The sequence below is a fragment of the Paenibacillus sp. FSL R7-0652 genome (assembly GCF_038595045.1).
In the GTDB taxonomy this organism is placed as follows: domain Bacteria; phylum Bacillota; class Bacilli; order Paenibacillales; family Paenibacillaceae; genus Paenibacillus.
In genome coordinates, this window is sequence record NZ_CP152001.1 from 5489941 (window position 1) to 5506434 (window position 16494).

At 48.7% G+C, this 16494-nt stretch carries 11 protein-coding genes and 2 rRNA genes; 1 reads left to right on the plus strand and 12 read right to left on the minus strand.

Going from position 1 to position 16494, the window contains the following annotated elements; translation table 11 throughout:
- Positions 1-28 precede the first annotated feature (28 nt).
- The 3 genes from MKY97_RS24185 to MKY97_RS24195 form a co-directional block, all read right to left on the minus strand.
- Positions 29-2953: ribosomal RNA gene (locus MKY97_RS24185) — 23S ribosomal RNA — on the minus strand.
- A gap of 418 nt (positions 2954-3371) precedes the next feature.
- A 16S ribosomal RNA gene (locus MKY97_RS24190) occupies positions 3372-4926 on the minus strand.
- Together the 16S and 23S rRNA genes form the textbook arrangement of a ribosomal RNA operon.
- A 508-nt stretch (positions 4927-5434) precedes the next feature.
- A complete protein-coding gene (locus MKY97_RS24195) occupies positions 5435-6313 on the minus strand; it encodes a nucleotidyltransferase-like protein (protein WP_342552762.1) in 879 nt (292 codons plus the stop codon).
- 131 nt (positions 6314-6444) lie between these two features.
- Between MKY97_RS24195 and MKY97_RS24200 the strand changes: the two genes are divergently transcribed.
- Complete coding sequence (locus MKY97_RS24200; RefSeq protein ID WP_342552763.1) at positions 6445-6822, plus strand: DUF2614 family zinc ribbon-containing protein; 378 nt, start codon at positions 6445-6447, stop codon at positions 6820-6822.
- Between the two features lie 255 nt (positions 6823-7077).
- Here the strand turns inward: MKY97_RS24200 and MKY97_RS24205 are convergent, their stop codons facing one another.
- The 9 genes from MKY97_RS24205 to gatC form a co-directional block, all read right to left on the minus strand.
- Positions 7078-8808: a glycosyl hydrolase family 18 protein gene (locus MKY97_RS24205; RefSeq protein ID WP_342552764.1), complete on the minus strand. Its 1731-nt coding sequence runs from the start codon at positions 8806-8808 to the stop codon at positions 7078-7080.
- 145 nt (positions 8809-8953) lie between these two features.
- Positions 8954-9379 carry a peroxide-responsive transcriptional repressor PerR gene (gene perR / locus MKY97_RS24210; protein WP_342552765.1) on the minus strand — a complete coding sequence of 142 codons (426 nt, stop codon included), beginning with the start codon at positions 9377-9379 and terminating at the stop codon, positions 8954-8956.
- A 158-nt stretch (positions 9380-9537) separates the two neighbouring features.
- Positions 9538-10959 (minus strand): DUF4097 family beta strand repeat-containing protein, encoded by a 1422-nt coding sequence (locus MKY97_RS24215; protein WP_342552766.1) that lies wholly within the window; start codon positions 10957-10959, stop codon positions 9538-9540.
- 31 nt (positions 10960-10990) lie between these two features.
- Complete coding sequence (locus tag MKY97_RS24220) at positions 10991-11605, minus strand: hypothetical protein (protein WP_342552767.1); 615 nt, start codon at positions 11603-11605, stop codon at positions 10991-10993.
- Between the two features lie 150 nt (positions 11606-11755).
- Positions 11756-12466 carry an MgtC/SapB family protein gene (locus MKY97_RS24225; RefSeq protein WP_342552768.1) on the minus strand — a complete coding sequence of 237 codons (711 nt, stop codon included), beginning with the start codon at positions 12464-12466 and terminating at the stop codon, positions 11756-11758.
- A gap of 33 nt (positions 12467-12499) precedes the next feature.
- Positions 12500-12967: a GNAT family N-acetyltransferase gene (locus MKY97_RS24230; RefSeq protein ID WP_342552769.1), complete on the minus strand. Its 468-nt coding sequence runs from the start codon at positions 12965-12967 to the stop codon at positions 12500-12502.
- 126 nt (positions 12968-13093) lie between these two features.
- A complete protein-coding gene (gatB, locus tag MKY97_RS24235) occupies positions 13094-14533 on the minus strand; it encodes an Asp-tRNA(Asn)/Glu-tRNA(Gln) amidotransferase subunit GatB (RefSeq protein WP_342552770.1) in 1440 nt (479 codons plus the stop codon).
- A gap of 27 nt (positions 14534-14560) precedes the next feature.
- Complete coding sequence (gene gatA / locus MKY97_RS24240; protein WP_342552771.1) at positions 14561-16018, minus strand: Asp-tRNA(Asn)/Glu-tRNA(Gln) amidotransferase subunit GatA; 1458 nt, start codon at positions 16016-16018, stop codon at positions 14561-14563.
- Positions 16019-16045: 27 nt separating this feature from the next.
- Positions 16046-16333 carry an Asp-tRNA(Asn)/Glu-tRNA(Gln) amidotransferase subunit GatC gene (gene gatC / locus MKY97_RS24245; RefSeq protein WP_342552772.1) on the minus strand — a complete coding sequence of 96 codons (288 nt, stop codon included), beginning with the start codon at positions 16331-16333 and terminating at the stop codon, positions 16046-16048.
- Positions 16334-16494: the final 161 nt, after the last annotated feature.

The following is a 16494-nucleotide window of genomic DNA, read 5'->3' on the forward strand; positions in this document are numbered from 1 at the left end:
CGAAACTCACGCGACTTAAAACCTGCTATTGGATAAGCCCTCGACCGATTAGTACTGGTCAGCTCCATGCATTGCTGCACTTCCACCCCCAGCCTATCTACCTCGTCGTCTTCAAGGGGTCTTACATACTGGGAAATCTCATCTTGAGGGGGGCTTCACGCTTAGATGCTTTCAGCGCTTATCCCGTCCGTACATAGCTACCCAGCGGTGCTCCTGGCGGAACAACTGGTACACCAGCGGTACGTCCATCCCGGTCCTCTCGTACTAAGGACAGCTCCTCTCAAATTTCCTACGCCCACGACAGATAGGGACCGAACTGTCTCACGACGTTCTGAACCCAGCTCGCGTACCGCTTTAATGGGCGAACAGCCCAACCCTTGGGACCTACTTCAGCCCCAGGATGCGATGAGCCGACATCGAGGTGCCAAACCTCCCCGTCGATGTGGACTCTTGGGGGAGATAAGCCTGTTATCCCCAGGGTAGCTTTTATCCGTTGAGCGATGGCCCTTCCATGCGGTACCACCGGATCACTAAGCCCGACTTTCGTCCCTGCTCGACTTGTAGGTCTCGCAGTCAAGCTCCCTTATGCCTTTGCACTCTTCGAATGATTTCCAACCATTCTGAGGGAACCTTTGGGCGCCTCCGTTACTCTTTAGGAGGCGACCGCCCCAGTCAAACTGCCCACCTGACACTGTCCCCGTACCCGCTAAGGGCACCAGGTTAGAACCTAGATACGATCAGGGTGGTATCCCAACGGTGCCTCCACACAAGCTGGCGCTCATGCTTCAAAGGCTCCCACCTATCCTGTACAGATCGTACCCAAATTCAATATCAAGCTGCAGTAAAGCTCCATGGGGTCTTTCCGTCTTGTCGCGGGTAACCTGCATCTTCACAGGTATTAAAATTTCACCGGATCTCTCGTTGAGACAGCGCCCAAGTCGTTACGCCATTCGTGCGGGTCAGAATTTACCTGACAAGGAATTTCGCTACCTTAGGACCGTTATAGTTACGGCCGCCGTTTACTGGGGCTTCGGTTCACAGCTTCGGATTGCTCCTAACCACTCCCCTTAACCTTCCAGCACCGGGCAGGCGTCAGCCCGTATACTTCGCCTTACGGCTTCGCACAGACCTGTGTTTTTGCTAAACAGTCGCTTGGGCCTTTTCACTGCGGCCCCCTCGTGCTATTCACACTACCGGGGCACCCCTTCTCCCGAAGTTACGGGGTCATTTTGCCGAGTTCCTTAACGAGAGTTCTTCCGCGCGCCTTAGAATTCTCTTCTCGCCTACCTGTGTCGGTTTGCGGTACGGGCACCTTCATCTGGCTAGAGGCTTTTCTTGGCAGTGTGAGATCATGACCTTCGCTACTGTAATTTTCACTCCCCATCACAGCTCAGCCTTATGATGTGCGGATTTGCCTACACATCAGCCTTACTGCTTGGACAGGCATCCATCAGCCTGCGTCACTACCCTACTGCGTCCCCCCATCGCTCGTAACGATTTACGGTGGTACAGGAATTTCGACCTGTTGTCCTTCGACTACGCCTTTCGGCCTCGCCTTAGGTCCCGACTTACCCTGAGCGGACGAGCCTTCCTCAGGAACCCTTAGGCTTTCGGCGGATCAGATTCTCACTGATCTTTTCGTTACTCATACCGGCATTCTCACTTGTATAATGTCCAGCGCTCCTTACGGTACACCTTCAACCCTTATACAACGCTCCCCTACCCCTGATGCAAGCATCAAGCCATAGCTTCGGTGGTGTGTTTAGCCCCGTTACATTTTCGGCGCAGAGTCACTCGACCAGTGAGCTATTACGCACTCTTTCAATGATGGCTGCTTCTAAGCCAACATCCTGGTTGTCTGTGCAACTCCACATCCTTTCCCACTTAACACACACTTGGGGACCTTAGCTGATGGTCTGGGCTGTTTCCCTTTTGACAATGGATCTTAGCACTCACTGTCTGACTCCCGGAAGTAAGTCTATGGCATTCGGAGTTTGACTGAGCTTGGTAACCCTTGCGGGCCCCGCACCCAATCAGTGCTCTACCTCCACGACTCTGTTTTCCGAGGCTAGCCCTAAAGCTATTTCGGGGAGAACCAGCTATCTCCGAGTTCGATTGGAATTTCTCCGCTACCCCCACCTCATCCCCGCACTTTTCAACGTGCGTGGGTTCGGGCCTCCAGTGCGTGTTACCGCACCTTCACCCTGGACAGGGGTAGATCACCCGGTTTCGGGTCTACGTCCACGTACTCATTCGCCCTATTCAGACTCGCTTTCGCTGCGGCTCCGGCTCTTCACCTTAACCTTGCACGGGAACGTAACTCGCCGGTTCATTCTACAAAAGGCACGCCATCACCCCTAAAACGGGCTCTGACTTTTTGTAAGCACACGGTTTCAGGTTCTATTTCACTCCCCTTCCGGGGTGCTTTTCACCTTTCCCTCACGGTACTGCTTCACTATCGGTCGCTAGGAAGTATTTAGCCTTGGCAGATGGTCCTGCCGGATTCATACGGGGTTTCACGTGCCCCGCACTACTCGGGATCCGTCTCGGAGGGAACAGACTTTCAATTACAGGGCTTTTACCTTCTTTGGCGGGCCTTTCCAGACCTCTTCGCTTAACCGGTTCCTTTGTAACTCCATGTGAGACGTCCCACAACCCCAAAGAGCAAGCTCTTTGGTTTGGGCTTCTCCGCGTTCGCTCGCCGCTACTGACGGAATCACTATTGTTTTCTCTTCCTCAGGGTACTTAGATGTTTCAGTTCCCCTGGTATGCCTCTGCACAACCTATGTATTCAGTTGTGAGTAACTGGATATTACCCCAGCTGGGTTTCCCCATTCGGACATCCCCGGATCAAAGCTTGCTTACAGCTCCCCGAGGCAGTATCGTTGTTCGCCACGTCCTTCATCGGCTCCTAGCGCCTAGGCATCCTCCGTGTGCTCTTAGCAGCTTAACCAAGTCGCTCGTGTTCGAGCTGTCGCTTCCCTTGTTTTGAACTTCGTTCAAAGCCAAAAGTCGCTCCATTTCGATCACTCGCTCCAGCAATCTACCTTATAAAACACTTTCACTTGTTGACACAAGTTCAGCTTGGATGATTGTTGTTCGGTTACTTGAACCGAGCCAGCATTCATCCCTAAAAGGAATGTTCTAATTCGCGTTTGTTTCGTTTCGATATCTAGTTTTCAAAGAACAAATCGGTTTCTTCGGGCCGTTCACCATCGGTGTCCGTCGAAAAAACGAGATGATTGAGAGTTTGAGCTCTCAAAACTGAGCAACGAGTGAGTTGAAAGCTTTACGAAGTAAAGCTCGCTTCGGAAGCATGCTTCCTGAAGACTTTTTTGAATGTCTTCATTGCAGAAGACGATTCTCCATAGAAAGGAGGTGATCCAGCCGCACCTTCCGATACGGCTACCTTGTTACGACTTCACCCCAATCATCTATCCCACCTTCGGCGGCTGGCTCCTTGCGGTTACCCCACCGACTTCGGGTGTTATAAACTCTCGTGGTGTGACGGGCGGTGTGTACAAGACCCGGGAACGTATTCACCGCGGCATGCTGATCCGCGATTACTAGCAATTCCGACTTCATGCAGGCGAGTTGCAGCCTGCAATCCGAACTGAGACCGGCTTTTTAGGATTGGTTCCACCTCGCGGCTTCACTGCCCGTTGTACCGGCCATTGTAGTACGTGTGTAGCCCAGGTCATAAGGGGCATGATGATTTGACGTCATCCCCACCTTCCTCCGGTTTGTCACCGGCAGTCACCTTAGAGTGCCCACCCGAAGTGCTGGCAACTAAGATCAAGGGTTGCGCTCGTTGCGGGACTTAACCCAACATCTCACGACACGAGCTGACGACAACCATGCACCACCTGTCTCAACTTTCCCCGAAGGGCACCTAACGCATCTCTGCCTCGTTAGTTGGATGTCAAGACCTGGTAAGGTTCTTCGCGTTGCTTCGAATTAAACCACATACTCCACTGCTTGTGCGGGTCCCCGTCAATTCCTTTGAGTTTCAGTCTTGCGACCGTACTCCCCAGGCGGAATGCTTAATGTGTTAACTTCGGCACCAAGGGTATCGAAACCCCTAACACCTAGCATTCATCGTTTACGGCGTGGACTACCAGGGTATCTAATCCTGTTTGCTCCCCACGCTTTCGCGCCTCAGCGTCAGTTACAGCCCAGAGAGTCGCCTTCGCCACTGGTGTTCCTCCACATCTCTACGCATTTCACCGCTACACGTGGAATTCCACTCTCCTCTTCTGCACTCAAGTCACGCAGTTTCCAGTGCGATCCGGGGTTGAGCCCCGGGATTAAACACCAGACTTACATGACCGCCTGCGCGCGCTTTACGCCCAATAATTCCGGACAACGCTTGCCCCCTACGTATTACCGCGGCTGCTGGCACGTAGTTAGCCGGGGCTTTCTTCTCAGGTACCGTCACCTTGAGAGCAGTTACTCTCCCAAGCGTTCTTCCCTGGCAACAGAGCTTTACGATCCGAAAACCTTCATCACTCACGCGGCATTGCTCCGTCAGGCTTTCGCCCATTGCGGAAGATTCCCTACTGCTGCCTCCCGTAGGAGTCTGGGCCGTGTCTCAGTCCCAGTGTGGCCGATCACCCTCTCAGGTCGGCTACGCATCGTCGCCTTGGTGAGCCGTTACCTCACCAACTAGCTAATGCGCCGCAGGCCCATCCCCAAGTGACAGATTGCTCCGTCTTTCCAGTTTCCTTCAGGCGAAGAAAACAAGTATTCGGTATTAGCTACCGTTTCCGGTAGTTGTCCCAAGCTTGAGGGCAGGTTGCCTACGTGTTACTCACCCGTCCGCCGCTAACCATCCGAGAAGCAAGCTTCTCTTCAAGTCCGCTCGACTTGCATGTATTAGGCATGCCGCCAGCGTTCGTCCTGAGCCAGGATCAAACTCTCCAATAAAGATGAATTTCGTCAGCGTGGTTAAACGCTGCGGAACCCATCGGGGTATTGAAAAGAGCGAATAGCTCATTTTGAATCTGACGAGATTAAAAATCTCATTTTCACTTTCGAAATCATACAGTCCGAAGACGTATACCGATTTCTCAGCGTCGATCTTGCAAGCAAGATCGTAACTCACTCGTTGTTCAGTTTTCAAAGATCAAACATGATTTGTTTACCTCTTCATTGTCTTACCGCGTTTCAGCGGCGACTTGAATAATGTAACACATTTCGTTTGTTTTCGTCAAGAACTTTTTTAAAAAATTCTTTTTTAAAACTTAATTTTCTTCATTCCGCATCCAAATGTGTTTTATCATTTTCACGAATCAACTCATTTGGGGAACGAAATATAATGTACCATATTACGATAACTAGAGTCAACACTAAATATATAAATTATTAAATAAACAAAAAAGGAAGGTTTCCCCTCCTTTATACACAGCTTCACATATTCGATCAATGGAGTGGTTCAGGTCTCCATCCAATAACGTATTTCCCGTCCTTCTCCTTCCAGAGAAGGCCAACCTGCTGATTCTTTTACAATAGAACGAAACACCAGCTTACGAAGAATCAAAGGCAGGTCATTACGAACAAACCTTAATTGAGGATGATGGACAAGCTCATTAATGCTCCATGGCTCTTTGCGACTTCTTATTACACGCAGCAGAAGCTCGGAGCATTCTCCCATTTTGGACATAACGGAAAATTCACAGGCAAGCAGTACCAGCTCAACACGCTGCTCCAACGTCTCCGAACTTACCGTCAGCTCCTGGTACAGTTTCCACAAAGCGCGATCCAACTGCTCAACATGAGTCCAGACGGCATGATCGGGATATATCCCCTGCTCAATAAGCACGATCCTTGCCCAATTTCCCAATGCCTCAAGTGCATCATAATAAGCGTCCACAACATGCCCCTGCTGTATATGGCGTTTTGCTTCAACGTACATTTTCAAAAAACGGGTAAACTCATGAAACAGCTTTTGTTCACGCAGCTCATTTCCGAATGAAGACAGTTCCTCCCGCAGATAACTAATCTCATGATCCGTTTCCCAGATGATCTCTCCTTCTATCAGACACTGCATGAGATTATAATGTTCTCCGGTAACTGCCGTCGTCTGCAGATCGGAACGGCTTGCATAGATCAACTGATAACGAAGATCCCCATATCTGTAGTGTTCGACGATTGACATAGGCTGATCTGTGTTATGCACAATTAGTACAAGCAAGTCAAAATCCTGAATCAGGGAGCCGTGGAATCGCTCTCCCGGGTGGGAATAAGCGATAGCCCCAACTGCCCCTGTCTCTTCCGACTGTTCAGACAAAAAAGCAAGGTTCTTTAATTCCACGATTCCCTCCATACAATTTATACAATTCATGGCAGAATGTCGCCAAGTCAGTTATAATGTAATTCTACATGAAGTACAGCGTTTCCTTCTTTTTCGGGTCCAATACTACTCATACGATAGGAGCATTTTTCATGATTTTTAAATCAGCTAAAATTAATGCTTTTCGCACTTGGGGATTACTGTTAACCATGTTAGGGATGGGTCTAATGATACTCGGGACGGCAGGAATTGTGTTCTGGGGACATGCCGGAAAGGTCATTGCCGCCATCGGCCTCGTAATTGGCCTTATTGCCATGCTTGGCAGTTTAATCATTTATTTCTGGGCTGGCATGCTTTCAACCAGTGCTGTACAGGTCGATTGTCCGGAATGCGGCAAGTTAACCAAAATGCTGGGTAAAACGGATCGCTGCATGTTTTGTCATACGATTCTGACGATGGATCCAAACAAAGCAAACACGATGAGTCAACCTTTGGAGGCATCTAGTCCACCCGCCGCAACTTCCAAGTAACTGCGCTTCACTCTGAAATCCCGTTTTTGTATTTCTTCCACTGTCCTGTTTTTCATCGACCCACAACTTGATGTCTGAACTTCCCTCCAGATCGGCTGCAGGGTATCCAGCAATGCACATGATGCGCAATTTACATCCTGTAAGCGTATCCGTTATCAATGCACACTCGCACAGCAGTTGTAACATAAAAAGCCCCGGTATCCACTACCGGGGCTTTTTCCATACTGCCAATGATGTGTATGATGAGTTCAAAAATTATTTAGAGTAACCTGCTTGTTTGAGTGTTTCCCATGCCGAGGCATTGGCAAAACTTCTGTTCCACGCAGCCACACCCCCGAGTCTTAACGAAGCAATAAGCTCCACCCGCGCTTGCAGGGATACCACATCTTCAATCCAGATCTTTTTGACGGCACCGTCTTCCTTGTACTCCACATAGTTTTGTCCGCTTGCCTGATCCAGTACAGGTTTCAGCTTCTTTTCCCGAATCAGTTCTTGAACGCTGTTCATACCTACTGCTTTGGAGGATACCTTGATCTCTCCCTGTTCATTCGCTTTCTCGGTCCAAATCCGTGTGTACAAAGGTACAGCCATAATCAGCTTGTCCGAAGGAACGTCATCTTCTTCTAGTATGCGCCGCATCGAAGACTCCGTCCAAGGGAGTGAGGCTACCGAGCCAGCTTTTGGACTGGCAGCCCAGTGCTCGTCATACGCCATCACCACGATATAATCGGCAAACGCGCCTAATCCGCGACGATCTAAAAAGGCAGACCACATTTCGCTATTCGATTTTGGCGTAACATCCACAGATAACATCAATCCATGAATACGGGCCATCGCCTTCATTTCACGTACAAACTGAGTCACATTCGGTCCATCTTCGGTATGCACATTCTCAAAATCGATATTTATACCGTCCAGCCGGAACGTTCCGGCATAGTCCAGCATCTGTTCAATGATGTGTGTACGCTTAGCGTAAGTAGATAGCGCCTCCTTGGTGATTTCCGGATCAAAACTGTTGTCCATTAACCCCCATACTTCCATTCCAGAACGATGGGCCCAGTTCACATAAGATGCATTCCCTTTGCTTTTCACTGTCCCATTCCCATCTGTAATATGGAACCATGTTGGGCTTACTACATTAACCCCAGGCATTTTCCCAATGGAACTTACGTCAGGCTGACGATTGTATACAGCTTCCCATACCAGATTCACAGGTTTGTTTTTCCACTTTTTCTCCGCCGCAGTGGGTGTAAACTTCGGTGTGTCCAGCGTCTTTTTCTCGCCCAGAACGAGATGATCATTATCTACATATCCGGCATATCCATTATCCATCTGCACAAAACTCTGATCTTTCCCCGTCTGCCATACCCTTACTCTTGTGTTCTGCTGCATATCTGTAAGTATAGGTGAAGACTCAGCTCCACGCTTATACAACGGGACGGTTTGATCTTCTTTCGATGACAAGGTATCTACAGCTGCGTATTGGATCGTGTCTCCACCCCGCATCAAAATAACGGCTCCTGTTGTTGGGTCCTCCTGAACGGCCAGCCCGTATACCTCCTTCAGCGGTTGAAGGGGAATATACGCTTCATTAGACTTTACCTCCGGCTTTACATTCAGCGGATAATCTCGATGATTCAGTTCAGCTTGGTTGCTGCCTTCTTTCATATGAAGCACGCGCTCCGGAGAAGCAATAATAATATCACCTGAATCCGGCTCATATCGTATGCCTGGATCAATCGTTTCCTGGAGTACTTTTACAGGCAGTTTAAGCTGCTCACCTTTACCTGAAGCTTCCTCATCCATAAGCTGTCCATCTACAAAAATAGGCTGATTTCTACCGAGCCAATCCGGGTCTTCATAGACTTTATTCAACCAAACGCTGGTAATCAGCCAATAAGCTCCGCCAGCCACGAGAAAGGCTCCAAGCAATCCCGGCCAAAATGAACGTCGTTTACGACGCGTATATATACTTTTTCTACCCAAACGACTACCTCCGTAAATTCCATTCATGATAGTAAGATCCCAAAACTATTGATTAACCATAAGGCCGCCTGCTTCCAATACCTTTATAAATAAAAAACGTGAAGAATCCATACTGAATTCCACACGTCAATATTGTAAATCATCTCTATTGGTTCCTGCAACTTTTGCACACACCATATACTTCCAATCGGTGACCATGTACTTCAAATCCCGTACTCGATTCTGCCTGAAGCTCAACACTCTTTAACGAAGGATAGCTGAAGTCTTCAATCTTGCCGCATTGATCACATATCACATGATAATGATCCGTGACATTGGCATCAAAACGGCTTGAATTATCTCCGTAGGTCAGTTCCCGGACCATACCTGCTTCCAGAAACATTTTCAGATTGTTATATACTGTCGCCACGCTCATACTTGGAAATTGGGGTTCAAGTGCCCGGTAAATCTCATCGGCTGTCGGATGCCCCATCGATTCCATCAGATAGTTTAATATGGCATGACGCTGGGGTGTAATACGGACACCGGTCGTTTTGAGCTGCTCCAACGCATGTTGGACACGTGTTGCCATAAAGCCCACCGCCTTACCTTTCTTTCTCTGCTTGAAAAAGGGATCTCTCCACCCTCCATACAGAGTGTTATTTCCGGCCGTTCACAACGAAACACGCTCTTTCACGTCATGTAACCTTGCCAGTGTATATTTATTGTACGGCGATTGCAAGTTTATTGTCAACGCGGCGATGTGGGAACTTCCGTTGTGTTCCCTTGGGGATTTGTCCCTCCATCCGTCTCCTGCTGCCCATCCGCATTCGTTTCGCTTGTTTCGATGCGATTCGTTTCAGGTACGGGAACGTCAGGATTACGCTGCACTGCAAGATCACTGTTTCCTTCAATTTTAATTGTGTATTCTCCTTCACCAAGCTGCCCTTCAATCGTTTTGTTTTTGACGTTAAACGGCATATCCGTCCGCAAATCACCGTAACTGCTGGAGCCGGTCAAACTATAATCACCGCGCTCGGGGATCATAACGTTAATTGCTCCAACTGCACTGTACACATCCCAATCTCCGCCAACTTTGGTAGAGACGATGTTAATACTGCCATTGAGGGACTGAGCTTTAACGCCCAGATTGGCACCATCCAGCGTAATATTGCCGTTCCGGGTATCAGCTGTGAACTCACCAAATGAGTCAGTAATGCTGATACTGCCTACTTGTGTAGTCAAATTCACATCTCCCGAAACGCCACGTGCCTTCATATCCCCGCGGTTGCTGTCCATGTCCACATTCCCGATCGCCTTGGCAATGATCACGTCGCCATTCAGTGTTTTGCCCTTAATATCGCCGACCGCATTCGTAATACGAATTCGCCCGTTGCCCGTCTCGGCAAAGATGGTACTAATGGCTTCAGGACGATTCAACAATATCGCGCCATTGGATGTCCGAATATCGAGATTGAAGCGGCGGTCGTCTGGAACGATAACTGTCATATTCATACGCGGCTGCGTTTTTTCATTTTCACCATACGCTTTGCCTGTCGCTTTAATATGAATGACCTTGGTCCCTTCGGCCTCTACAAAAGAAGCTGCCGCGACCGCCTTGGCCTGCACATCAGACGTTTGGTCTACCCATACAACAGTTTTCACTTGAATCTCATCCGTATCTCCGCGCTGCAGCGAAATATCTCCGTTCACACCTTCAACGACGATGTTCGAAGTATCCATACCAACAGGTACTCCAATCGTTTCTTTCTCTTCCTTGTATCCGGCAGCCTGACTGTAGTCCATTGAAGCAGCCCCCAAATTCAGACTAACCCGGTTCCATAGATGCATGTAGTGATCCTGTTCAGTCACAATAAATACAGAAGCCGTCAAAATTAAAGACGTCAGAATGCCTTTGGCATCCGGTCTGAAACGAATCTTTTGACGTTCATCCGACTGGGCTGAACGATCTGAATCTCGACTGCCTCTTCTACGTGTCCATAGGAATAAAATAATCCATTCCACACCAAGTGCCACAAGTAAAAATGGCCACCAATCCACTATTTCGTAGAGGTAGTCCGTCCCCCACTGTTTATCCAATATGAGCAATACACCAATGACCGCGATCAAGACTGCAGCCGTAAAACGTCCAACCCGGATTTTAAGGTTCATTCCTTTCACTCCTTCCATCCCTATCCGTTCCCTATGTTCTCTTCCTGCGCAGCATAACCCAGAATTCCCGGCCAAACAGCAGCAAGCCGCCTGCGATCATCAGCACTGCAAAAGCATATCCGCCGTACATCGCAATAATCTCTTGAAACCAGCGTGGTTTCCGGAAAAACAGCACCATCAGTGATCCTCCCACAATTAACAAGAGCCCAAACGAAATGCCTCGCTCCCACACCATCACTCGTTCCCGTTCAGAACGCTCACCAGACAGCGGCTTGTCCGTATTTGCTTGGGTTACAGCCCGGCGCCTGCGCATCATCACCCAATCAGCCGACTGCAGCACATCATAGACATTGTAGAAATAAATGACCGGAATACAGAGAGCCAGCAAAATTAACAGAGGTACATTTATCTGTATGCCAATGGACGAGAAATACAAAAGAGCAGACAAATCAAGTAATACCAGCAGTATAAAAGTCAACCCCCGCATATACAGACGTAAATAGATATGTCCCAAACCTGGGATGATGGCACTCAGCAGCCCGGCAATAAACTTATGTGTTTTTTTCTGTACCGTTTTGGGCTTTCTATGCTTTCTTGTTTGTCTCGTTTTTCCCGTTCCTTTGCTGCCCGGATGACGCTTCTTCATAACATGCTCCTTCCATCGGAAAATGACCGATTCCCCTCATCATGCATTTGGTTAGATAGTACCCTAAAGCGCCAGAAGAGTAACTGGAATAAAAATGGATATTAAGAAAAACCCTCCGCCATTCCTGTACTCGGAGGGTTATGATTTCCTTTATTCAATCGACACTTTGGTCATGTGTTCCCACTGTCTTAGTTTGGAGACAATCTGTATCGTTTTAAATTCATGCGGCACTTGAACGTGCAGCACAATTTCTATTTTTCGTTCAACAGAGGTTACTTCTGCAAAAGCCAAATCCTGCTCATTCACTGTAATTTTACGGATTTTGATCTTCTCCTGCTCCATAAAAGACGATACCTTCTCTAGTGTCCCTGGCTCAGACAACGTGTGGAGGGTAATGACATGCAGCTTGCTGCCGCGCAGATATCTCAGTTCTAATTTGTTAAACACCCATAGATTTAAAAGGACGAGCACGGTCGAAACGATGGAAGCAAAGAAGAATCCTGCACCCGCAGCAAGACCAATCGCGGCAACCACCCATATCGAAGCAGCCGTTGTGAGCCCGGTGATCGATTTTCCTGTGAAAAGAATCGTTCCTGCACCCAAAAATCCGACACCGGTTATGACCGCTGTAGCAAGACGCGCCGGGTCAATCCGTACATTTAATTCATGTGCAAAATCTTTAAATCCATAAATAGACAGCATCATAATCAGTGCAGACCCCAGACAAACCAGAATGTGCGTTCGAAGCCCGGCTGCATGGTTCGATCTCTCACGTTCCAGACCGACCAGTCCGCCAAGCAGCATTGCCAACAGTAAACGAAGCAAAATATGCCATTCATCAATAAACCAAGGATTGCTCAACGTCGTAGTTCCTCCTCTAAGTTGTTCACATGCTTAAAGCCTATTCTTATGAAATGTTGTTAATTCCACTCCAGGTGCAATCTGTGCTGCTTCCACAGGCTCAAATCCGAACTTCGTATACAAATTTACAGCAGCTGTATTAAGCGTTCCTGTGGAAACGATGTACCGAGACAGATTAGGATGTTCTTTGAAAACGTGCTCCATTAACGATGCGGCTATCCCCTTGCGGAAATGGTTGGGATGTACCATCATACGAGTAATCGTTAGTGTGTCCCGCTCTTCCTCCATTACAGCTACAGCGCCAAGGAGCTCTCCATCCTGCTCATCAACACTTCCGTAGAATGTTTCTCCGCAGTGCTGCAGGGTTTCCATCGTATCCAGGAGAGGCGGAATGTCTTGAAATCCGATAATCTTGGCTTCCAGTCGGTAAGCCATATGCTGCAGCCTCCACAACTGGGCTAACATGTCTTCATCATGCAGTGACAACGATTGAATTTTCATCGTTAAGCAGCTCCTCGCATCAGGCTGGATCAACCGTTAAATGAATAACGGACTTCTGAGTATTTTATATCAAAAAAGAGGCTGTCACAGGGACGAGCCTCTTTCTGTCCGGCCTCACCGGAAGGATTAGCGGTTCAGTACATCTGCAAGCAGTTGATTGGCGAGGGCTGGATTTGCCTTGCCTTTACTTTCTTTCATCACCTGACCTACGAGGAAACCGATGGCTTTTTGTTTACCGGCCTTATAATCCTCAACCGATTGCGGGTTGTTTGCAACGACCTGCTCTACAATGGCAAGGATCGCTCCCTCGTCACTGATCTGCACAAGGCCTTTCTCTTCAACGATCTGCTGCGGAAGCTTGCCGCTCTCCAGCATTTCCTTGAATACCGTTTTGGCGATTTTACTGTTAATGGTTCCCTTCTCCAGCAAGCCGATCATCTCGCCGAGTCCTTGGCCTGTCAAAGGAACCTGTGTTACCTCGAGGTTATTAGTGTTGAGATAACCCAACAAGTCACCCATAATCCAGTTGGAGACGGATTTGGCATCCTGCGTATATTTCAGACTGTCTTCAAACAGATCTGCAATGGCTTTGGAGGAAGTGATAACCTCGGCATCATAACTCGGCAGGCCATAATCTGATGTATACCGGGCTTTACGCTGATCTGGCAGCTCGGGAATAGAGGCACGGATGCGTTCCTTCCATTCGGCATCAATATGCAGCTTTACGAGATCCGGGTCTGGGAAATAACGATAATCATGCGCTTGTTCTTTCCCGCGCATCGACAGCGTTTTACCCTGAGACTCGTCCCAGCGGCGTGTCTCCTGAACCACTTCTCCGCCGTCATCGAGAATTTCAGCCTGACGGTACTGCTCATATTCCAAACCGCGCTGTACACCGCGGAAGGAGTTCATGTTTTTCAGCTCTGCACGAGTGCCCAGCTTCTCTTGTCCAATCGGACGCAAGCTGATGTTGGCGTCGCAACGCAGTGAACCTTCTTCCATCTTCACGTCCGATACGTCGCAGTACTGCATAATGGCACGCAGTTTTTCCAAATACGCACGTGCTTCTTCCGGGGAAGAAATTTCCGGTTCGGATACAATCTCCACCAGCGGAGTTCCTACACGGTTGAAATCCACAAGTGATGCATAACTGCCATCCACGTGTGTGAGCTTTCCGGCGTCTTCTTCCAGATGCAGCCGGGTAATGCCGATCCGTTTCGTCTCGCCATTGACTTCAATATCGATCCAGCCATTCTCACCGATCGGCTGATCAAATTGCGAAATTTGATACGCCTTTGGTGAGTCAGGGTAAAAGTAGTTTTTGCGATCAAACTTGCTGACATCAGCAATCGTGCAGTTGAGGGCCATAGCTGCTTTCATTGCATAATCCACAGCCTGACGATTCAGGACTGGCAGTACGCCCGGATGTCCGAGACATACCGGGCAGGTGTGTGTATTGGGCGGGGCTCCAAAAGCGGTGGAGCAGCCGCAGAAAATTTTGGAGTTGGTATGCAGCTCCACGTGGACTTCAAGTCCAACGACCGTTTCATATTTAGATGCGGACATTTCTCATTTACCTCCGTTCCGGGCAGTCTACAGCTGCGGACGCTGCTTGTGGAATGCTGTATTTTGTTCGTACGCATGCGCGACGCGCAGTACGGTTGTTTCGTCAAAAGCTTTACCAATAATCTGCAAGCCAACAGGCAGACCATCTGCAAATCCGCAAGGAATGCTGATCGCCGGAACACCCGCTAGGCTGACTGGAATCGTCAAAATGTCATTCAGATACATCGTAAGCGGGTTGTCCACTTGAGAACCCAGCTTAAATGCCGTTGTAGGAGCAGTAGGCCCAATAATGACATCATACTTGGCAAAAACATCATCAAAATCCTGTTTGATCAGTGTGCGCACTTTTTGAGCTTTCAAATAATACGCATCATAGTAACCGGAGCTGAGTGCATAGGTTCCGAGCATAATACGTCGTTTTACTTCCGGACCAAAGCCCTGACTTCTGGACTGGTGGTACAGATCCAGCAAATTCTCCGGATTGTCCGCACGCACACCGTAACGTACACCGTCAAAACGAGCCAAGTTGGAAGACGCCTCAGAAGAAGCGAGCAGATAATAGGTAGCTACTGCATATTCGGTATGCGGCAAGGATACCTCTTCCCATGTCGCTCCAAGTCCCTCCAGCACGTTCAGTGCAGCAAGAACTTTCTCTTTTACTTGCGGGTCTACACCTTCACCGATGTATTCCTTCGGTACGGCAATACGCAATCCTTTGACATCCCCTGTCAGTCCGCTCAAGTAATCCGGAATATCTACCTTGGCAGATGTCGAATCTTTAGCATCATAACCGGCAATGGCTTGCAACACATAAGCAGAATCTTCTACATTTTTGGTCAGTGGTCCGATTTGGTCGAGGGATGATGCAAAGGCCACCAAGCCAAAACGGGAAACCAGTCCATAAGTAGGCTTTAAACCGACGATTCCGCAATAGGAAGCAGGCTGACGAATAGAACCGCCCGTGTCTGATCCAAGTGTGAAGTACGCTTCTCCCGCAGCAACCGCTGCAGCAGATCCACCTGAGGAACCACCTGGGACACGATCAAGTGCCCAAGGATTATGCACAGGGGAGAAGCTGGAATTCTCGTTGGAACCGCCCATGGCAAATTCGTCCATATTAAGTTTACCCAGGGTTACTGTATCCGCTGCCTTAAGCTTCTCGACAACCGTTGCATCATACACCGGGTCGAAATTGCGAAGGAATTGACTTCCACAGGTCGTGCGAAGTCCGTTCGTCACGATGTTATCCTTAATGCCTACAGGTAAACCAAAGAGCAAACCTTTCTCCTCACCGCTGACAAGACGGTCATCCAGCTGACGGGCGCGGGCGCGGGCGTTCTCCTCGTCCAATGTCAAATAAGCTTTCACTTTGTCATCATGCGCACCAATATTCTGATAAGCCTGATTCACCAGATCGCTGACCGACAGCTCCTTGGCGTGCAGCTTGTTATGTAACTCAGGCAGCGATTGTTCAAATAAACTCACAGTACTTGTCCTCCTTCCAATTGTCCGTTATTCCATAACAGCAGGCACTTTAAACTGCCCGTCTTCTTCTTCTGGTGCGTTATGCATCACCTGTTCTATGGACAGGCTTTCCTTGGTTTCGTCTTCACGCATCACGTTGCTGACATGCAAAACGTGAGTTGTTGGCTCAATGTTTGTCGTGTCCAGTTCATTCAGCTTCTCTGCATATTTTAAGATCGCGTTCAGCTGACCTGTCAGCGTCTGTTCTTCTTCAGCAGTCAGATTAAGCCGGGCCAGCTTGGCCACATGCTGAACGTCATTATTCGAAATACTCATTACCGGATGCCTCCTTCATTCGTTCTGTGCCTGAGACCATCCACTGAAAACAAGGCGTTCGTTTAACGGGCTAAAGTCTCAAGATAACTTTTCTAATTATAGGTGAGATAGTTCGACAATTCAATGCAAATGCAAAAAAGGAGCCGGCATCAGCCGACTCC